The sequence below is a fragment of the Mycobacterium sp. RTGN5 genome (genome assembly GCF_033804465.1).
Taxonomy (GTDB): Bacteria; Actinomycetota; Actinomycetes; order Mycobacteriales; family Mycobacteriaceae; genus Mycobacterium.
In genome coordinates this window covers 362,080-381,917 of record NZ_JAPZLA010000005.1, presented here as the reverse complement: position 1 = coordinate 381,917, position 19,838 = coordinate 362,080, and the positions used below count along the sequence as shown (strand labels likewise).

The 19,838-nt window shown below is 67.2% G+C and carries 16 protein-coding genes; 6 read left to right on the top strand and 10 right to left on the bottom strand.

The window, feature by feature from the left end; genetic code table 11:
• Positions 1 to 17 precede the first annotated feature (17 nt).
• Complete coding sequence (gene pheT, locus SLQ31_RS23925) at positions 18 to 2,513, bottom strand: phenylalanine--tRNA ligase subunit beta (RefSeq protein WP_319436593.1); 2,496 nt, start codon at positions 2,511 to 2,513, stop codon at positions 18 to 20.
• The gene (gene pheS / locus SLQ31_RS23920; RefSeq protein WP_319436592.1) at positions 2,513 to 3,556 is read right to left on the bottom strand and encodes a phenylalanine--tRNA ligase subunit alpha; all 1,044 of its coding nucleotides are present in this window, start codon (positions 3,554 to 3,556) and stop codon (positions 2,513 to 2,515) included. Before pheS ends, pheT begins: the two co-directional genes overlap by 1 nt.
• A gap of 117 nt (positions 3,557 to 3,673) precedes the next feature.
• On the opposite strand from pheS, the gene SLQ31_RS23915 reads away from it, so the two are divergent.
• Entirely contained in the window at positions 3,674 to 5,254 is a 1,581-nt protein-coding gene (locus SLQ31_RS23915; protein WP_319436591.1) for an FMN-binding glutamate synthase family protein, read from the top strand.
• On the opposite strand, the gene SLQ31_RS23910 is transcribed toward SLQ31_RS23915, so the two are convergent.
• Positions 5,251 to 6,822 carry an NAD(P)/FAD-dependent oxidoreductase gene (locus SLQ31_RS23910; protein ID WP_319436590.1) on the bottom strand — a complete coding sequence of 524 codons (1,572 nt, stop codon included), beginning with the start codon at positions 6,820 to 6,822 and terminating at the stop codon, positions 5,251 to 5,253. The two genes, SLQ31_RS23915 and SLQ31_RS23910, sit on opposite strands and share 4 nt — an antisense overlap.
• A 58-nt stretch (positions 6,823 to 6,880) precedes the next feature.
• On the opposite strand from SLQ31_RS23910, the gene SLQ31_RS23905 reads away from it, so the two are divergent.
• The gene (locus SLQ31_RS23905) at positions 6,881 to 7,471 is read left to right on the top strand and encodes a TetR/AcrR family transcriptional regulator (RefSeq protein ID WP_319436589.1); all 591 of its coding nucleotides are present in this window, start codon (positions 6,881 to 6,883) and stop codon (positions 7,469 to 7,471) included.
• A 60-nt stretch (positions 7,472 to 7,531) separates the two neighbouring features.
• Here the strand turns inward: SLQ31_RS23905 and SLQ31_RS23900 are convergent, their stop codons facing one another.
• Both SLQ31_RS23900 and SLQ31_RS23895 read right to left on the bottom strand, forming a co-directional pair.
• Positions 7,532 to 8,329, bottom strand: a complete 798-nt coding sequence (locus tag SLQ31_RS23900; RefSeq protein WP_319436588.1) for a rhomboid-like protein — start codon at positions 8,327 to 8,329, stop codon at positions 7,532 to 7,534.
• A 9-nt stretch (positions 8,330 to 8,338) separates the two neighbouring features.
• Complete coding sequence (locus SLQ31_RS23895) at positions 8,339 to 9,214, bottom strand: adenylate/guanylate cyclase domain-containing protein (protein WP_413642888.1); 876 nt, start codon at positions 9,212 to 9,214, stop codon at positions 8,339 to 8,341.
• Positions 9,215 to 9,362: 148 nt separating this feature from the next.
• On the opposite strand from SLQ31_RS23895, the gene SLQ31_RS23890 reads away from it, so the two are divergent.
• Positions 9,363 to 10,391 carry an oxygenase MpaB family protein gene (locus SLQ31_RS23890; RefSeq protein ID WP_319436587.1) on the top strand — a complete coding sequence of 343 codons (1,029 nt, stop codon included), beginning with the start codon at positions 9,363 to 9,365 and terminating at the stop codon, positions 10,389 to 10,391.
• A gap of 12 nt (positions 10,392 to 10,403) precedes the next feature.
• Complete coding sequence (locus tag SLQ31_RS23885) at positions 10,404 to 11,642, top strand: acyl-CoA dehydrogenase family protein (protein WP_319436586.1); 1,239 nt, start codon at positions 10,404 to 10,406, stop codon at positions 11,640 to 11,642.
• A 418-nt stretch (positions 11,643 to 12,060) separates the two neighbouring features.
• On the opposite strand, the gene SLQ31_RS23875 is transcribed toward SLQ31_RS23885, so the two are convergent.
• From SLQ31_RS23875 to infC, 5 genes are all read right to left on the bottom strand, one after another.
• Positions 12,061 to 13,662, bottom strand: a complete 1,602-nt coding sequence (locus tag SLQ31_RS23875; protein ID WP_319436584.1) for a GMC family oxidoreductase — start codon at positions 13,660 to 13,662, stop codon at positions 12,061 to 12,063.
• 96 nt (positions 13,663 to 13,758) lie between these two features.
• The gene (locus SLQ31_RS23870) at positions 13,759 to 14,487 is read right to left on the bottom strand and encodes an RNA methyltransferase (protein WP_319436583.1); all 729 of its coding nucleotides are present in this window, start codon (positions 14,485 to 14,487) and stop codon (positions 13,759 to 13,761) included.
• Positions 14,488 to 14,537: 50 nt separating this feature from the next.
• Positions 14,538 to 14,927, bottom strand: coding sequence for a 50S ribosomal protein L20 (gene rplT / locus SLQ31_RS23865; RefSeq protein ID WP_319436582.1), 390 nt, complete (start codon positions 14,925 to 14,927; stop codon positions 14,538 to 14,540).
• Positions 14,928 to 14,977: 50 nt separating this feature from the next.
• Positions 14,978 to 15,172 carry a 50S ribosomal protein L35 gene (rpmI, locus tag SLQ31_RS23860; protein WP_319436581.1) on the bottom strand — a complete coding sequence of 65 codons (195 nt, stop codon included), beginning with the start codon at positions 15,170 to 15,172 and terminating at the stop codon, positions 14,978 to 14,980.
• Positions 15,173 to 15,184: 12 nt separating this feature from the next.
• A complete protein-coding gene (infC, locus tag SLQ31_RS23855; protein WP_319436646.1) occupies positions 15,185 to 15,787 on the bottom strand; it encodes a translation initiation factor IF-3 in 603 nt (200 codons plus the stop codon).
• Positions 15,788 to 16,087: 300 nt separating this feature from the next.
• Between infC and SLQ31_RS23850 the strand changes: the two genes are divergently transcribed.
• Together SLQ31_RS23850 and lysX are read left to right on the top strand one after the other, a co-directional pair.
• Positions 16,088 to 16,423, top strand: a complete 336-nt coding sequence (locus SLQ31_RS23850) for a DUF1844 domain-containing protein (protein ID WP_319436580.1) — start codon at positions 16,088 to 16,090, stop codon at positions 16,421 to 16,423.
• A gap of 45 nt (positions 16,424 to 16,468) precedes the next feature.
• Complete coding sequence (gene lysX / locus SLQ31_RS23845; RefSeq protein WP_319436579.1) at positions 16,469 to 19,759, top strand: bifunctional lysylphosphatidylglycerol synthetase/lysine--tRNA ligase LysX; 3,291 nt, start codon at positions 16,469 to 16,471, stop codon at positions 19,757 to 19,759.
• The last annotated feature ends 79 nt before the right edge of the window (positions 19,760 to 19,838 follow it).

Sequence of the window (19,838 nt, the reverse complement as noted above, 5' to 3'; positions counted from 1 at the left end):
GGGCGAACAGGGCGAGGTCAGGCGCGGAGTTCGGCGCCGACGCGCTCGGCGGCCGCGGCCACCGCGGCGTCGCGGGCAGCGCTGGCCTCGTCCTCGGTCAGCGTCCGATCCGGCGCCCGGAACCGCAACGCCAACGTCAGCGACTTGCGGTCCTCGCCGATCTGGGGCCCGGTGTAGACGTCGAACAGCGCCACGTCTTCCAGCAGCTCCCCGGCGCCGTCGCGCACCGCGTCGACCACGGCCTGGGCCGCGACATCACCGGCCACGACCAGGCTGACGTCCTGGAACACCGCCGGGAACGGCGACACCCGTGGGGCAGGCAGGCTCTCGGTGATCGGCACGGCGTCCAGATCCAGCTCGACCGCGCAGGTGCCCTTCGGCAAGCCCGAACGCTCGATCACCGCGGGATGCAACTGGCCCGCGTGCCCGACGACCCGTCCGTCGACCACAACCTCGGCACAGCGGCCCGGATGCCATGGCAGGTGCTGCGTGGCGCGCAGCGTCACGTCCACCCCGGCGGCGCGGGCGATGATGCGCACCGTCTCGAAGGCGTCGGCGGCCTCGACCGGGCGCCCCGGCCCCCACGGGCCGCGCGGCTCGCGCAGCCCGGTCAGCACGGCGCCGACGTGGACAGGCTGGTTGGGCAGCGAGGCGTCCAGCGCCGCGATTTCCTCATCGCTCGGCCGGCGATGCGTCGGGATCAGCTCGACGCCCCTGGTCTGCTCTGTCGGGTGCACGACCTGCGCGATGGAGAACAATGCGACATCAACGAAGCCACGGGAGACGTTGCGGGACAAGGCTTCCAGCAGCGCCGGCAACAGCGTGGTGGCCAGGTGCGGCCGGTCGGCCTCCAGCGGGTTGAGCACCGAAACGACGGATCGCCTGGAATCGTCGGGCGCAAGACCCCACGTATCGAAGATCCCGGCGGGCAGGAACGGGGTGGGTAGCACCTCGACATGCCCCGACAGACCCAGCGAGATGCCGATCGCGCGGCGCCTCTTCTGCTGCGCGGTGAGTCCGCGGCCGGCCGGTGCGGCGGGCAGCACCGACGGGATCTTGTCGAGCCCCTCCAGCCGCATAACCTCTTCGACCAGGTCGGCGGGCTGTACCAGGTCCGGCCGCCAGCTTGGCGGGGTCACCACGAGGATGGCGCGGTCGGCGTCGTCCTCGGTCACAACGGCACCGATCTGGGTCAACCGCTTCACCGCGGCGCCGGCTTCGTACTCGACACCCGCCATCCGGTCGGGCAGGTCGAAGCGCATCCGCACCGGCGCCTGCGACCAATCGTCGCGCGGCGGGTCACCGCGCCAGTCGGTCAGCGTGGGCTCGACGGTGCCGCCGGCGATCTCGGCGAGCAACGCGGCGCACCGGTCCACCGCGGCCACCGAAATGGCGGGATCGACCGAACGTTCGTAGCGTCGGCCCGCTTCGCTGACCAGGTGCAGGCGGCGGATCGTGCGGGACACCGCGGCGGGATCCCAGACCGCGGCCTCCAGCAGGACGTCGGTGGAGTCGTCGTCGATCTCGGTGGTGCCCGCACCCATCACGCCACCGATGGCGGCGGTCGCGACATCGTCGACGATCAGCACGTCGGCCGGATCGAGTTTGCGGTCGACGTCGTCGAGCGTGACGACGGTCTCCCCTGGCTTGGCGAACCGGACGATGAACTCGCCGTTGATGCGGCTGCGGTCGTGCGCGTGCATCGGATGCCCGATTTCGAGCATCACGTAGTTGGTGACGTCGACGGCCGGTGAGATCGGGCGAATGCCGGACAGCATCAGCCGCCTGCGCAGCCACCATGGCGACTGCGCCTTGGGGTCGATACCGGTGACCGGGCGCAGCGCGAAACGGCTGACGCCGGTGCCGGATTCGACGGTGACCGGCAACGCCGGCCCCTCGACGGGCAGCGGTGGCACGTCGGCGGGGTCGACGAAATCGAGGTCGTATGCGCACGCGATCTCGCGGGCGATGCCGCGCACCGACATGCAGTAGCCGCGGTCCGGGGTGACCGCCAGGTCGAAGATCACGTCGTCGAGACCGAGCACCGCGATGGCGTCGGCTCCGGGTTCCGCGGTTCCCGGCGGCAGCACCATGATCCCGGAATGATCTGCGCCCAAGCCCAATTCGGCGGCCGAACAGATCATGCCGTCGGACAGCCGCCCGTAGGTCTTGCGGCTGGCGATGTGGAAGTCGCCGGGCAGCGTGGCGCCGGGCAGCGCCACCACCACGAGGTCGCCGACGGCGAAGTTCGTTGCACCGCAGACGATATCGCGGTCGCCTTCCTCACCGACGTTGACCTTGCAGGCGCGGATCGGCTTCTTGAACTCGGCGAGTTCCTCGATCTCGGTGACCCGCCCGACGGTCAGCGGCCCGCTGACCGGTCCGAGGGTGATGATGTCGTCGACCTCGTGGCCGACGCGGATCAGCGCCTGCTCCAGGTCATCTGGCTGCACGTCCCAGCCCGGGGCGCCGCGCTGAACGACCTCACGCAGCCAGCTGTAGGGAAGGCGCATCAGACCCCGACCCCGAACGGCAGCGAGAACCGCACATCGCCCTCGACCATGTCGCGCATGTCGGGAATGCCGTTGCGGAACTGCAGTGTGCGCTCCAGGCCCATGCCGAACGCGAACCCGGAGTACACCTCCGGGTCGATACCGGCGGCGCGCAACACATTCGGGTTGACCATGCCGCAGCCACCCCATTCGACCCAGCCGGCGCCGCCCTTCTTGTTGGGGAACCAGATGTCCACCTCGGCCGAGGGTTCGGTAAACGGGAAGAAGTGCGGCCGCATGCGGGTGCGGGCGGTCGGCCCGAACTCCGAGCGGGCGAACGCGTCCAGCGTGCCGCGCAGGTGGGCCATTGTCAGGCCGCGATCCACCGCGAGGCCCTCCACCTGGTGGAAGACCGGCGTGTGGGTGGAGTCGAGCTCGTCGGTGCGGAAGGTGCGGCCGATCGAGACGATGTAGACCGGCAGTTCGCGGTCGAGCAGGGTGCGCACCTGCACCGGGGAGGTGTGCGTGCGCAGCAGCTGTCGCGAACCCTCCGGTGCGATGTGGAAGGTGTCGGACTCGCTGCGCGCCGGATGGTCGGGCGGGAAGTTCAGCGCGTCGAAGTTGAATTGCTCGGTCTCGACCTCGGGACCTTCGGCCAGCTCCCAGCCCATCGCGACGAAGGTGTCTGCGACGTGCTCGGCCAGGATGGTGATCGGATGCCTCGCCCCGATGGGCTCGCGGGTCGAGGGCAGGGTGACATCGATGGCCTCGGCCACCAGCACCGCCGCGTCGCGTTCGGCGCGCAGTGCCGCCAGCCGCTCGTCGTAGCTCCGCTGGGCGTCGCCGCGCGCGACGTTGACCAGCTTGCCTACCTCGGAGCGGTCCTCCTTGGGCAGGGTGGCCAGCGCTTGGCGGGCCAGCGCCAGCGGTGCGCGGTCGCCGAGGTGCTCGGTCTTGGCGCGGGCCAACGCGTCCAGGTCGGCGGCCAGCTCGAAGGCATGCCGGGCCGCGCTGACGGCCTTCGTCAACGATTCGTGCGACAAGTCGACGGGTTGGTCACCCACGCGGCGAGACGCTCCTTTAGAGACCGGGGCTGTTTGCACCACGGATGTGACGCAAGTGCCGATCATAGGTGATGCCAGAATGACGCCTCGCAGGCATTTCACCCCAAAGGACGCCCCATGCTCAGAGCCCTCGCCGTCGCAGCCGTGTGGGCGGTAGCGCTGGCCCTGGCGGGGCTGGCGCTGGAATTCGGCCCGTGGTGGTGGCTGCTCGCGGCGCCGGTGGCGGCGGTCGCGGCACTGGGCACGTGGGATCTGCTGCAGACCCGGCACACCATCCTGCGGTCCTACCCGGTGCTCGGGCACTTCCGGTTCCTGGCCGAAGCGCTGCGCCCGGAGATCCAGCAGTACTTCATCGAGTCGAGCACCGACGGCCGCCCCTTCGACCGGGAAACCCGCGACATGGTCTACGAGCGGGCCAAGGGCACCAAGAGTGACGAGCCGTTCGGCACCGAGCGCGACGTCAATGCGCTGGGCTACGAGTTCCTCCGCCATTCCCTACGCGCTCATTTCGCCTCGGAGGTGGCGCCCCGGGTGCGCCTCGGCGGCCCGGACTGCGCGCGGCCGTATGACATCGCGTTGTTCAACGTGTCGGCGATGAGCTTCGGGGCGTTGTCCGGCAATGCCATCGAAGCGCTCAACGGTGGCGCCGCCCGCGGCGGGTTCGCCCACGACACCGGCGAGGGCGGGATCAGCCCGTATCACCTCAAGTACGGCGGTGACCTGATCTGGGAGATCGGCTCGGGGTACTTCGGGTGCCGCAACGCCGACGGGCAGTTCGATGCCGCGCTGTTCGAGGAGAAGGCTGCGCTGCCGTCTGTGAAGGCCATCTCGATCAAGCTGTCTCAGGGCGCCAAGCCCGGCCTCGGCGGGGTGTTGCCCGGCGCCAAGGTGAGTGCGGAGATCGCGGCGACGCGCGGGGTGCCGATCGGCCTGACCGTCGTCTCGCCGCCGGCGCACACCGCATTCCACACGCCGGTGGAGATGATGAATTTCATTGCGACGCTGCGCAGCCTGTCCGGTGGTAAGCCGATCGGCTTCAAGCTGTGTATCGGGGCGCGCACCGAATTCCTGTCCATCTGCAAGGGCATGCTGCACACCGGTATCACCCCGGACTTCATCATCGTCGACGGCGCCGAGGGCGGAACCGGCGCGGCCCCACAGGAATTCGAGGACCACGTCGGTATGCCGCTGACCGAGGGCCTGATGCTGGTGCACAACAGCCTGGTCGGAACGGGGCTGCGCGGCCACATCCGGATCGGCGCATCGGGCAAGGTGGCCAGCGGCGTGGACATCGTCAGCCGGATCTGCCAGGGCGCCGATTTCACGATGTCGGCGCGCGCCATGATGTTCGCGGTGGGCTGCATCCAGGCGTTGAAGTGCAACACCAACAGATGCCCGACCGGGGTGGCCACCCAGGACCAGGGCCGGGCGCGGGCGCTCCATGTCCCGGACAAGACCGAGCGGGTGGTCAACTTCCAGCGGGCCACGGTGGCCAGCGCCGCACAGATCGTCGCGTCGATGGGCCTGAACGGATTCGACGAGCTCGAGCCCGCAATGCTCAACCGCCGCATCGAAGGTCAGCGCACCCGCACCTATGCCGAGATCTACGAGTGGCTGATGCCCGGCGAGCTGCTCGACGATCCACCCGAGTCCTGGCGCTCGGACTGGATCGAATCATCCGCCGACCAGTTCCGCTAGCTCGCCGCCGCGAGGTCGTCGAGTGCCGCGTACGCGGCGTTGTAGCCAGGGACGAACGTGATACCCGGCCCGCCGTGGCACCCGGCTCCCCCGAGATACAGGCCGTCGATCGGAATCGGAATATCCAGGAAGCCCTTGGGGCCAGGCCGATTCGGCCCCATCAGGTCCGGGTGCAACAGGCCGTGGCAGAAGTCACCGTCGGGTGCGGCGAACATAGTCTGCATGTGATACGGCGCGAACGTGATGTGGCGGATCTGAATGTCCTTGAAGTTCGGCACGAATTTCGTGATCTTGTTGATGACCCGGTCCGCCATTTCGTTTTTCAGGCGGCCGTGCTGGTCCCGCGGCGCTTCGACGGGGAACCCGTAGGCATACGCGCTCGCGGCGTGCATCCCGGGCGGCGCCAGTGACGGATCGGTCACCGAAGGAATCTGCATGCCGAACGACGGGTTATCGGGAAGCATTCCCGCCCTTGCTATTTCCCATTGTCGCTGCTGCTCTTCCGGTGTGCCGAACACGCCGATCGACTGCTGCATGCCGGGTTCGTTGAGGATCTCGTAGGGGGCCGCGAACCTCGGCAAGCCGCTGAGGGCGAAATGCATCTGGATGAACGTGGCGCGATGGTCGCGCCCGGTCAGGCGTTCCACCAGATTGCCGGGCAGGTGCTCGGCGCCGACCATGTCGATCAGCGTCAGGTCCGGCGACAGGTTCGATATCACCACCGGCGCAGTGAGGTCCGACCCATCGCGCAATCGAACACCCGTGGCACGCTCATTGTCGACGAGGATCTGCTCGACCTTGGTGCGGTAGCGGATTTCGCCGCCGGTGGCGATGAACACGTTCTTCAGGTGTTCGCACACCGCACCGATGCCGCCCTCGAGTTTGGTCATCATCATCGCGTCCATGCTCGGAACCGCCATGGCGAAGGCCAGACACGTTGCGCTTCCCGGCGTGAACGGGCCGCGATAGGTGGAGTTGATGGCCAGGAACGCCAGCATGCCCCGGATCGTCGCGTACTTGTCCTTGTCCGGGAAGTTGCGGTCGATGACGTCCATCGCGCTGCCGAACAGCATTTCGTGGATCGCGCGCCGCTCGGATTCGGTTGTCGCGCAGGCATACATCTGATCGAGTGTCTTCGGCGGCGTGCGCGCTTCGAATCGGCCAAGCGCACGCGCCGGGCCGGTGGCCCATTCGAGCATCTTGGCCATGCCCAAAACCGCGTCGTCACCGTGCTTCTCGGACAGGTGCGTCATATATCGCATCGGGTCGCTGTAGAGGATCATCGGCTCCTCCCCCGATTCACCGAGATTCACCGACTGCACTTCGGCGTGCACCTTCGGAATCGTGTGCAACTCCAGCGCATCAGCGACTTCCGGCGCGGTCGGAAACTGCACCGAACCGGCGATCTCGTAACGGAATCCGTCGATCAGCTCGACCGTTGCGGCCATCCCGCCGGCGTAGGTGTTCTGCTCAAGAACCACCGTCCGCAGACCCGCACGTTGCAGGATCACCGCCGCGGTCAGGCCATTGTGGCCGGCACCGACCACAATCGCGTCGTAGTCACTCATGCTTCCTCCTGATCGGCGCTTCACTCTTTGGCGAAAAAGACTGTGCGAGAATGCCGTAATGACGAACTCGCACGAGCGGCGAAAGACTTCGACGCGCGACGCGCTGCGCGAGGTGGCGCTGACGCGTTTCGCCCGTGACGGTTTCGCCAACGTGACCGTCGCTCAGCTCGCCGACGACGCGGGCGTCACCCAGCGCACGTTCTTCCGGCACTTCCCGACCAAAGAAGCCGTGCTGTTCCGGGACTACGAGACTCAGCTCGAATGGTTCGCCGAGGCATTGGCGCGGCGTCCGGCCAACGAGTCGCTCTTCGATGCGGTGCTGGGCAGTGTGGTGAGCTTCCCGCACGATCTGGAGGTCGTCCGCCAAGCCGCGATCCTGCGGGCGACGCTGATCGACGGCGACCGCGCGGCGGGGCACCTGCGGGTGGTGCAGGCATCGTTCGCCGAGGTGCTGACCGAGTTCGTCAAGCGGCGCTACCCCGACCTGCCCGACGTCGACCTGATCGCGGAAGTGGCCGGGGCCGCATTGGCCGCCGCACTGGTCACCGCGGTCGAGCGGTGGGGCCGCGACGGGTGCACAACCGACCTCAGCGAAGTCGTAGCCACCAGTGTCGATCTGGTCCGGACTGGCCTGGCACCGCTCGCCTGACATGGCGACAATCTATGTCATAACTGACTAGATTCATGTCACAACTGACAAATTGCTCCGCTACGAGGCCGCGGGCAGTGCCGCGACGGTGATGGCCAAGGCGCGACGTACCGCCCGCCTGCGGGCGATGTAGGCGACCACCAGCGCACCGAGCACGCCCAGGGTGGCCGTCATCAGGATCGACGGTCCGGTGTTGGCCATGATCAGGTAGCCGAACGACGCCGCCACCGCGAGTAGTGCGTACCGCGCGGTGGTCCAGTGCGCCGGGTGGCCGAAGCGGGTGCCGACCACCATGCCGAGGACCAGGGCGACACCATGGCCGACGTTGGTGAAGTCGGCACCGGCGCTCACCGCCGAACCGAGCGCCACCGCCAGCCACCAGCCGGTCCATGCCGCGCGCCAGCGGCGCGGGATCGCCGCGGTGAGCGCTCCCAGAACACCGACCGCGCCGTAGCTCATGCCGACATCGGTGACGTTGGCGATCGACCACGAGGTCAGCCCGGCGGCCAGTGCCGCGGCCAGGCCGGCGGCGACCAGCAGGGTTGCTCCGATGTGGCCGACGACGAACGCCAGCGCCATCCGGCGGCTGCGCCACAGCAGTTCGGCCAATCCGAGAATGGCGAACAGGCCCGGCAGCCACACGTAAATGGGTCCCCGGTCGGTGACGAAGGCGCTGCCGATGAGCGTGCCCAGGTGGCCTTCACCGAGATTGTGCAGATTGGTGCTCGTCCGCCAGACGACCTGGTCGCGGACGTGCGGCCCGAGCGCCAGCAGAACGACCGCCACCGCCGACAGCGCGGCGGTGTAACCCAGCGTGACCCGAACGCGGTCCAGCCGCGAGAGCAGTGCAAAAACCATCGCTACCTACTATGCCTGGGCCTCAAGGTCGTCCCCGTCGTCTTCGACTGGCAGATCCCTGCGGGTTTTGAGGCGATACATCACCAAATCGGTGGGTACCCCGGTTGCCCGCGGGGCGAACACCTGGCGCCGGATCCGCTTGACCGTGACCCCCAGTGAGTCGAGTTCGTCGGGCTCGATCAGCTCCAGGGTCTTCTCCGAGACGATCAGCCCGCCACGGGTGGCACGGTCCATCACCCGGGCGGTGATGTTGACGTCGACGCCGAGCCAGTCCGAGCCGATGCGTTGCGGTCGGCCGGTGTGGACACCGGCGCGCATCCGCGGCGTATACCCGTCTACCTCGACTGTTCGGACCGCGTCGCGGGCCGCCATGGTGGCGCGCACCGCGGTCGCCGGGTCGGTGAAGACGGCCATGATGCCGTCGCCCATGCGCTTGACGATGTGGCCGCCCGCGTCGAGCAGCGGCGGCTCGACGACTTGGGCGACGCGGCGCAGCAGCCGCAGGGTGGCGTCGTCGCCGGCCTGCAGCGACCAGCTGGAGAACCCGACGAGGTCGGTGAAGACCAGCGTCACCTCCCGGTCGCGTGGCCGCCCGGAGACCCGTTCAGTGAGCGCCTGCCAGAGCTGAAGTGTGGCCAAGCTCACCTCGCGGCTGGCCGCTTCGCGGTCGCGCAGCAAACGGTCGGCGGCACGCGCGGCGGCGCGGGCACCGCCATCGCCAGCTGCCGAGAGCGGGTCACCGAAGTCGGGATCGCCGGGCAGGATCCGCCGGGCACGACGAACGAGGGCGATGACGCCCGGGTTGTGGTTGGTGTTGTGCCACCACGCCGCGGGCCCTCGCCCGGGGTGGTTGACGTCAACGAGGGGATCGGGTTGATCCTCCAACGGCTCGACGTCCACGAGATCCAGCCTAGGGAACGGATTTCCGGCGAGCCAACTGTGTGACGCGGCCAACGTATCGCTATGCCAAACGTGTGGTCACAGCTTCGTCGTCAACATGGACAACGGGTGTTGTCAGTCCTATCGTGATTCGATGAGGTCAACGAAGACCACTCGCCCCGCCACGCCGACCCCGCTCGGGCCGGACTCGCTGACATGGAAATACTTCGGCGATCTGCGCACCGGAATGCTCGGGGTGTGGATCGGGTCTCTGCAAAATATGTACCCGCAGCTCGGCGCCGGGGTGGAAGAGCATTCGATCCTGTTGCGCGAGCCGCTTCAGCGGGTCGCGCGATCGGTCTACCCGATCATGGGCGTGGTCTACGACGGCGAGCGCGCCCGCCTGACCGGTGAGCAGATCAAGGGGTTCCACAAAGGGATCAAAGGCGTCGACAGCGCGGGACGGCGCTATCACGCACTGGACCCCGAGACGTTCTACTGGGCGCACGCCACGTTCTTCATGCTGATCCTGAAGGTGGCCGAGTACTTCTGCGGCGGCCTGACCGAGGCCGACAAACGCCAGCTGTTCGACGAGCACGTGCAGTGGTACGCGATGTACGGCATGAGCATGACGCCGGTGCCCGACACGTGGGAGAAATTCTGCGAGTACTGGGACCGGGTCTGTCGCGACGAGCTGGAGATCAACAAGGCGACCCTGGAGATCTTCGACATCCGGATCCCGAAGCCCAAGTTCGTCCTGATGCCGACGCCGGTCTGGGACCAGTTGTTCAAGCCGATGGTGGCCGGCCAACGCTGGATCGCTGCCGGCCTGTTCGATCCCGCGGTGCGCGAGCGGGCCGGGATGCGCTGGACACCCGGTGACGAGGTGGCGTTGCGGCTGTTCGGTAAGGCCGTCGAGTTGGCGTTCTGGGCGGTGCCCGACGAGATCCGGCTGCATCCGCGGGCGTTGTCGGCCTATCAGCGAGCCGCCGGGAAGATCCCGACCGACGCTCCGCTGGTCGAGGCACCCGGTTTCACGGCACCCCCTAAAGACCGTCGTGGCATGCCCATGCACTATGTCCCTCGACACAAGAGCCTCGTCGCCCGTGCGGGGTCGCTGGTCCACACGACGTTCTCACTTGCCGGTTTGCGGCCCGCCCGAGGACGTAACGCCGCCGCCTGAACCGGAGAACCCATGATCGAATGGTCCGACGTCGATATTGCCGTGCGCGACGCCGTCCGCGAGTTCGTCGACAAAGAGGTGCGCCCGCACATCGACGAGCTGGAGAGCGGCGATCTGGAGCCCTACCCCATTGTCCGGAAGCTGTTCACCACCTTCGGCATCGATGAGATGGCACGGGAGTCGCTGACCAAGAGGTTGGACCGGATGCGGGCCGGCACCGAGAAGAAGTCCAGCGGCGGTGGCGGCATGTTCGGCGACGGTGGCTCGGCCGGAATGGGTTTCGTCGTGATCAGTGAGCTATGCCGGGTGAGCATGGGGCTGGTCACCGGGATGGGTGTGAGCCTGGGGCTGACGGTGCCGACCATCCAGAGCCGCGGCACGCTGGCCCAGCAGGAGCGCTGGCTGCCTGGGCTGGTGACCTACGAGAAGATCGGCGCCTGGGCCATCACCGAGCCGGATTCAGGTTCGGATGCCTTCGGCGGCATGAAGTCCTACGTCGTGCGCGATGGGGACGACTACATCCTCAACGGGCAGAAGACGTTCATCACCAACGGGCCCGACGCCGACGTCGTCGTCGTGTACGCCAAGTTGGACGAGGGTGATCCATCGGTCAGCAAGCGCGACCGCAAGGTGCTGACATTCGTGTTGGATCGCGGGATGGAAGGCTTCGTTCAGGCTAAGCCGTTCCGCAAGATGGGAATTCACAGTTCGCGCACCGGTGAGCTGTTCTTCAACAACGTCCGCCTTGGCCGCGATCGGCTGCTGGGTGAGACCGAGGAGAACAAGGCCGGCGACGGCCGGGACAGCGCCCGATCGAGTTTCGCCGCGGAGCGCATCGGTGTGGTGTCGATGGCGCTCGGCGTGATCGAGGAGTGCCTGCGGCTGTGCACGGACTACGCCAAGACACGGACGTTGTGGGGCAAGGAGATCGGGCAGTTCCAGTTGATCCAGCTCAAGCTGGCCAACATGGAGGTGGCCCGAATGAACGTGCGCAACATGCTGTTCCGGGTCATCGAATGCGGGCAGACGGGTACGCCGATCTCGCTGTCCGAAGCGTCGGCGATGAAGTACTACAGCTCGCAGGCGGCAACCGATGTGGCCATGGAGGCGATCCAGCTGTTCGGCGGTAACGGGTACATGACCGAGTACCGCGTGGAACAGCTTGCCCGCGACGCGAAGTCGTTGATGATCTACGCCGGCAGCAACGAGGTGCAGATCACGCACGTAGCCAAGGGGCTGCTCAGCGAGTGAGCGTTGGGGTCGGGTCTGGTTCTCCCCACTACTAGGGTTGGTGCCCGCCTCCGAGCGACAAACTGCGCGCTTCGGCCCGTAATGCCGCAACACGCTGGTGTATTCGATGCTCGGTCCCACGTGGAATGCCCTGCGTCGCCACATATCGCCCGCGGCCACGGCGGCGAACTCGATCCCTGCCGATCTCCCATCGCAGGGCATCCGAGATTGTCTTCGACGGCCTGCCCACAACTGCGAACCCCCAACCGTCGATTGCCCTGATGAGGGCGGCGACGGTCGTCGGACCGTTCAGTTGTAGATAGCGGGTCAACACGTAGCGGAGCTCGGTCCCCCGCAACACCAGCGAATGACTCATGCCGACAACGTCGCAGAACCCACCGACAATGCACCTGTTGTCGCTCAGAGGCGGGCACAGACCCTATAGGTCGTTCAGGATCAGATCGGCAGCACGCCAGGCCATCGCCATGACCGGACCGTTGAGATTGCCGGCCAGCATCGTGGGCATCGCCGAACAATCCACGACTCGCAGGCCGTCGATCCCCCGCACCCGCAGCTGATCGTCGACGATGTCGTCGTCGCCGGGACCCATCGCGCAGCTGCCGATCGCGTGATAGCCGCTGTAGCCACCGTCGAGCGCCGCATCGGCCAGCTCGTCGTCGCTGCGCACATCGGGCCCCGGAAACAGCTCGTGGCTGATCCGGTCGGCGATCGGCGACTCGGAGAAGATCTCCCGCGCCCTGCGCACCAGGGCGGCGCTCGTCTCACGGTCGTAGTCGCTGGTGAGGTAGTTCGGTTCCAACCGAAGTGTGGCGTCGGGGTCGTTCGAGGTGATCTCGACGCTGCCTTCCGACGTCGGCCGCAGCACGAACCCCAGAACCGAGAGCCCCGGCTGGCGTTCGATGCTCATCGGTTCACCCACCTGGTAGGCCGGGATCGAGAACGGGCCGAGCAGCAGTTGGCCGTCCACCCGCGGAAGGTCGGGCGCGGTCTTGACGAACGCCAGTACGTCGAAGGTCGGCGTCGCCATCAGCCCCTTGCGGGTGAGCAGGTACTGGGCCGCGGTGGCGCCCTGTCCCATCGGGGATGACAGCTTCCGGTTGTATCCCAGGTCGGCGTTGAGCCGGTAGCGCACGACCACACAGCGGTGTTCGCGCATCCGCCGGCCCACGTTCTCACGTTCCAACAACACCGGCACACCCGCGGCGGCGAGAACCTCGCGCGGGCCAATCCCGGAGAGCTGCAACAACTTCGGGCTGCCCATGCTGCCCAGCGACACGATGACTTCCCGCCGTGCGCGGAGCTGCGAGACACCGCCCCCGCGGCGGACCTCCAGCCCAACAGCGCGCCCGTGCTCGACGACGATGCGATCGACGACGGTGCCGGTGATCACGGTGAGATTGGGGCGGCGCCTGATTGGCTTGAGGAAGGCGTCGGCGGCGCTGACCCGGCGTCCGTTCTTGATCGTCGCGGTGCTGTAGCCGATGCGCTCGTCGTCGGACTCATTGATGTCTTGGACTTCACGCAGCCCGTTTGCGGCCCCGGCCGCAACGATCTCGCCGCATAGCGGATCGAGGTCGTCCGCAACCGAAATATGCAGCGGGCCACCGGCGCCGCGCGTCGGCGAGGAACCGAATTGGTTGTCCTCGAACCCCTTGAAGATCGGCAGGATCTCGTCCCAGTTCCAGCCCTTGTTGCCGCGGCGCTCCAACTCGTCGTAATCAGCCTGCTGGCCGCGGTTGTACACCATCCCGTTGACCGAGCTTGACCCGCCGAGAACCTTCCCGCGCGTCCAGAACTCGGATTTGCCGTTCGGACCGAACGGTGCCGTGGCGTAGCGCCACACGTACTTTTCGTTCTCCAGAAGCACGGCCGAGGCCTTGGGAATGTGGATCAGCGGATGGCGGTCCGGGCCGCCCGCTTCGACCAAAAGCACCGTGGTGCGCGGGTCTTCCGACAGGCGGTTCGCCAGTACACAGCCGGCCGAACCGGCTCCCGCAATGATGTAGTCGTAACGGGTCATCGCTCCCCCGGCTCCGTCGACGATCGAGCTTTACAGATGACGCCCGAAATGTATCGTCGAGAAAGATAGCACGGCTCACCAATTCGCTTCGGCGGATTAGCCCCGCCGCAACGAACGAGCGCTCTCGTACATGCAGATAGCCGCCGCCGCGGCCACGTTCAGGCTCTCCGCACTCCCCCACATCGGCACCCGGACACGCTCGTCCGCCAGCACCGCGACGTCGGCGGCGAGGCCGTGTGCCTCGGATCCGAACAGCCACGCCGTCGGCTGGGTGAGATCCACCGCGTCCACGGTGTTGTCGGCGTCCAGCGTGGTGGCGCGCACCGCCAGTCCCGCCGACCGCAACTCGGCGACGAGCGCGGCGGAGTCGGGAGCTTCGAGCACCGGCAGCGAGAAAATGCTGCCCGCCGACGCGCGCAGGCACTTGCCGTTGTATGGGTCGACGCTGTCGTCAGTGAACACCACGGCGTCGGCGCCCATCGCATCGGCGATGCGGATCAGCGTGCCGGCGTTGCCCGGTTCGGACGTCGCGACGGCGACGAGCATGAGCCGCGGGCCTGCTGCGAGAACGTCGGCGAGGGCGACATCGGGTGGCGTGCACACCGCGTACAACCCAACCGGAGTGACGGTGTCGGACAACGACTTCGCGGCCTTGTCGGTGATTGTGTGCACCGCGACGTCGGTGAGCAGATCGGTGTAGCGCGCCAAGGCCACGTCAGTGGCGAATACCTCCACTGCCAGGCCGTGGCGCAGGGCCGCCTCGATGAGGTTGGCACCCTCGACGAGGAACCTCCCGGCACGACGACGGCCCGCCAGTCGCAGCAACTTGGCTGCCGCGACTACACGGGCCGATCGCTCGTTGAGCGGGAGGTCTATCAGGCCGCCTCGCCCGACGGTGCGTTGACATCCTCCGGCAGTGCGGCCTTGGCGACCTCGACCAGCGCGGTGAACGCAGCCGGGTCACTGACGGCGATCTCGGCGAGGTTCTTGCGGTCAACCTCGACGCCAGCGGCCTTGAGACCCTGGATCAGCCGGTTGTAGGTGATGTCATTGGCGCGGGCCGCCGCGTTGATGCGGGTGATCCACAGCTTGCGGAAATCGCCCTTGCGGGCACGACGGTCCCGGTAGGCGTAGGTCAGCGAATGCAGCTGCTGCTCTTTGGCTTTGCGATAAAGCCGCGAGCGCTGGCCGCGGTAGCCCTTGGACGCCTTCAGTATTGTGCGCCGCTTCTTCTGGGCATTCAGTGCGCGCTTCACGCGTGCCATTGCGGTCTTCCTTATTCTCGTTCGGTCAAAAAGTTAACGGGTTACGGCGCTTAGCCGTTCAGCATCGCGTTGACACGGCGGGCGTCATTGGGCGCAACAGTGGTGCGGCCGTCGAGACGACGGGTCCGCTTGCTGGCCTTGTGCTCGAGCAGGTGGCGCTTACCCGCCTTCTGCCGCACGATCTTGCCGGTGCCGGTCTTGCGGAACCGCTTGGAAGCGCCGCTGTGAGTCTTGGCCTTGGGCATTAGTCCTCAGTTCTACGTGGTCTCAGGTGTTTCGGTGGGCTGCGGCTCGGCCGGACGCCCCGCGGGGACGTCGGCGTCGTGCGCCGCCTTGGCGCGAGTCTTCGCGCCGCGGTGCGGTGCCAGCACCATCGTCATGTTGCGCCCATCCTGCTTGGCGGACGTCTCGATGAAGCCGTAGTCGGCGACATCGGCGCCCAGCCGCTGCAGGAGTCGGTACCCGAGTTCGGGCCGGGACTGCTCGCGCCCGCGGAACATGATCGTGACCTTGACCTTCGACCCCGCCTCGAGGAAGCGGATGACGTGACCCTTTTTGGTCAGGTAGTCGTGATCGTCGATCTTCGGGCGGAGCTTCTGCTCCTTGACGACGGTCTGCTGCTGGTTCTTGCGAGACTCGCGCTCCTTCAGAGCCGTCTCGTACTTGAACTTGCCGTAGTCCATGATCTTGCAAACCGGTGGTTTTGCGTCTGGAGCTACTTCGACAAGGTCGAGATCGGCGTCTAAGGCGACGCGGAGAGCATCTTCGATGCGCACGATGCCTACCTGCTCCCCACCCGGTCCGATCAATCGGACCTCAGGTACGCGGATGCGCTCGTTGACGCGGGTCTCAGTGCTGATGGGGCCTCCCTGGTTCGATTTCCTCTGCGGACCATCGCGGTGTCACACGGTGGGAGCAGCTGGGAAGAATCACGCCACCAGCATTCTGCTCAATCGAACAGAAAGGCCCTGCAAAAAGCAGGGCCCAATGCCGACCGATCACGGCTGACGCCGCCTGCGAAACCGCAGAACGGATACCGTTGAGGTATCCGTGACCGGACCGTTTACCTGCGGAAATATCCGTGGCGAACGGTGGGAGTGGGACTCCACTTGCTGTCCCTGGCGTACGCCGGGACGGTCGTGCGTGCCAGTCTAGCAGGCATGACGGACCCTACTGACATCCGCGACCTGGCCGAGATTCCCGCCGTCGAGGTGATCACCCGCGCCGCGGTGATGCTGATGAGCGCCGCCGCCGAGAAAATCGGGCTGTCCTCCCCCGATCCCGATGCCAGCGAACACCGGGACCTCGACGAGGCCCGCCGGCTGATCACCGCGCTGGCCGGCCTGGTGACCGCGTCCGTGGAGTATCTCGGCCCGCACGCAGGCCCGGTTCGCGACGGCCTGAAGAGTCTCCAGTTGGCCTTCCGGGAAGCCAGCGCGGTCCCCGACGAACCCGGCAGCGGGCCGGGCGAAAAATATACCGGCCCTGTCTGGTAGCGCACCACAGACAATTCGTATGCCGAGGGAATATCCTCGCGGCCTATGACCGTCACCACGAGTCGGCCAACCTCACGCTTCCGGTGGGTGCCTGCCGCAGCCGGCTGGATCATCGGCGTCATCGCGACGCTGTCGCTGCTGTCGAGCGTGTCCACGATCGTTCGGCACCTCATCCGGATGCCCAGGGAGTTCATCAACAGCTACCTGTTCAACTTCCCGGACACCAGCTTCGCGTGGGCGTTCGTGCTGGTGCTGCTGGCCGCCGCGCTCGCAGCCCGCAAGCGCATCGCCTGGTGGATTCTGGTGTTCTACATGGTGGCCGCGTCGGTCTGGAACATCGCCGACCTGGTGACCGGCGACGAGACAGCGGCCGTGGACGCGGGCGAGGTCATCGGCCTGATCTTCCACCTCACCGCGGCCGGCGCCCTGGTGCTGGCCTACAAGGAATTCTGGGCCCGTGTCCGGCGCGGTGCGTTGGTCAAGGCGGCCGCAGCCCTGGTGGCCGGCCTGGCCGTCGGCACGCTGATCGGCTGGGGCGTGCTCGAGTTCTTCCCCGGCACCCTGGCCCGCGAAGATCGCTTCTGGTACGCCCTGAACCGCGTCAGCGCGTTCGCCGGTGCCGGCGCCGAATCCTTCGAGGGCCATCCGCACACCTTCATCAATGCCCTGCTCGGCCTGTTCGGCGCGCTGGCGTTGATGGTGGCGGCGGTGGTGCTGTTTCAGTCCCAGCGCGCCGAGAACGCGTTGACCGGCGAGGACGAATCCGCCATCCGCGGTCTGCTGCAGGCCTACGGCAAGAACGACTCCCTCGGCTATTTCGCCACCCGCCGCGACAAGTCCGTCGTGTTCGCGGCCAACGGCCGCGCCGCGATCACCTACCGCCTCGAGGTGGGCGTCTGCCTGGCCAGCGGTGACCCGATCGGCGATCCGCGCGCCTGGCAGCAGGCGATCTCGGCATGGCTGTCGCTGTGCCAGGACTACGGCTGGGCGCCCGGCGTCATGGGCGCCAGTTCCACTGGCGCCCAGGCGTACCGCGACGCGGGCCTGAACGCGCTGCAGCTGGGCGATGAGGCGATCCTCTACCCCGACCAGTTCCACCTGTCCGGCCCGGACATGCGCGCCGTCCGCCAGGCTGTGACTCGCGCACGCCGCGCCGGGCTGACGGTCCGGATGCGGCGGCACCGCGACTTCTCCCAGGACGAGATGGCCGCGGTGACCGCCCGTGCCGACGGCTGGCGCGACACCGAGACCGAACGCGGCTTCTCGATGGCACTGGGTCGGCTCGGCGACCGAGCCGACGGTGACTGCCTGCTGGTGGAGGCCGTCGACCCCGACGACCACGTGGTCGCGATGCTCTCGCTGGTGCCGTGGGGCAACAACGGATTGTCACTGGACCTCATGCGCCGGTCGCCGACCTCTCCCAACGGAACCATCGAACTGATGGTCACCGACCTGCTGCAGAACGCCGAAGACATCGGCGTCAGCCGTATCTCGCTGAACTTTGCGATGTTCCGCGCGGCCTTCGAGCAAGGCGCCCAGCTCGGTGCCGGTCCGGTCGCGCGGCTGTGGCGGGCGATGCTGGTGTTCTTCTCGAAGTGGTGGCAGCTGGAGACCCTGTACCGATCCAACATGAAGTACCAGCCGCAGTGGGTACCGCGGTACGCCTGCTACGAGGACGCCCGGCTGGTCCCCCGGGTCGGCGTCGCCTCGGTGATCGCCGAAGGCTTCCTGGTGCTGCCGTTCACCCGGCGCAGCAAGCAGCACACCGGGCACTATTCGGCCGTCCCGGAAGACCTTGCCGCCACCGGGCGCCTGCACGCCGACGGCACCGCGCCGGATCCCGATGAATCCGAGGACGCCGACACGCAACGCGGACAGCGGCTGCCCGACCAAGTACGGGTCCGGATGGCCAAGCTGAAAACCTTGCAGCGCAACGGTGTCGACGCCTACCCGGTGGGTCAGCCGCCCACCCACACGATCGCCGCGGCGTTGACCGCCGACGACACCGTCACCCTCAGCGTCGCCGGCCGGATCCTGCGGGCCCGCGACTATGGCGGCGTGGTGTTCGCCCAGCTGCGCGACTGGTCCGGTGATGTACAGCTGCTGCTGGACAAGACCGCGCTCGACGGCGCGGCCGAGGACTTCGCCGCCGTCGACCTCGGCGATCTCGTCGAGGTGACCGGACACATGGGCCACAGCAAGAACGGCACCCGCTCGGTGCTCGTCAAGCAGTGGCGCATGCTCGGAAAGTGCTTGCGCCCCTTGCCCGATAAGTGGAAGGGCCTGCAGGACCCGGAGGCCAGGGTCCGGGCCCGTTACGTCGACCTCGCGATCAACGCCGAAGCCCGGGATCTGATCCGCGCCCGCAGCAATGTCCTGCACTCGATCCGGGAAACCTTGTTCACCAAGGGTTTTCTCGAGGTCGAGACGCCGATCCTGCAGCAGATCCACGGCGGCGCCAACGCCCGGCCGTTCAAAACCCATATCAACGCCTACGACCTCGACCTGTATCTGCGCATCGCACCCGAGCTCTATCTGAAGAAGTTGTGCGTCGGCGGCGTCGAGCGAGTCTTCGAGCTGGGCCGGGCATTTCGCAATGAGGGCGTCGACTTCAGCCACAACCCGGAGTTCACGCTGCTCGAGGCGTACCAGGCGCACGCCGACTACCGGGTGTGGATCGACGGCTGCCGCGAGCTGATCCAGAACGCGGCGATCGCCGCCAACGGTTCCGCGGTCGTGATGCGACCCCGCGATGGCGCCCCCGACCAGCTCGAGCCCGTCGACATCTCCGGGACGTGGACGGTCAAGACCGTGCACGACGCCGTCTCCGAAGCACTCGGCGAACAGATCGACGCCCAGACCGAGCTCACCGAGCTGCGCCGGTTGTGCCACGGGGCGCATATCCCCTACCTGACGCACTGGGATGCCGGCGCGGTGGTGCTGGAACTCTACGAACGGCTGGTGGAGGACGCCACCGAGGCACCGACGTTCTACACGGACTTCCCGACATCGGTGTCGCCCCTGACGCGCCCGCACCGCAGTAAGCCCGGTGTCGCGGAGCGCTGGGACCTGGTCGCGTGGGGCGTCGAGCTGGGCACCGCCTACAGCGAGCTGACCGATCCGGTCGAACAGCGGCGCCGCCTGCAGGAGCAGTCCCTGCTGGCCGCGGGCGGCGACCCCGAGGCGATGGAACTCGACGAGGACTTCCTGCAGGCGATGGAATACGCGATGCCGCCGACCGGAGGTCTTGGAGTCGGCGTCGACCGGGTGGTCATGCTGATCACCGGGCGCAGCATCCGGGAAACGCTGCCCTTCCCGCTCGCCAAACCGCGTTAGCCACGCGGTCGGGCTCACAGCGACCGCCAAGGAAGCTTGGTCACCATGAGAGCGTGACACCGACGGATCACCAACACAT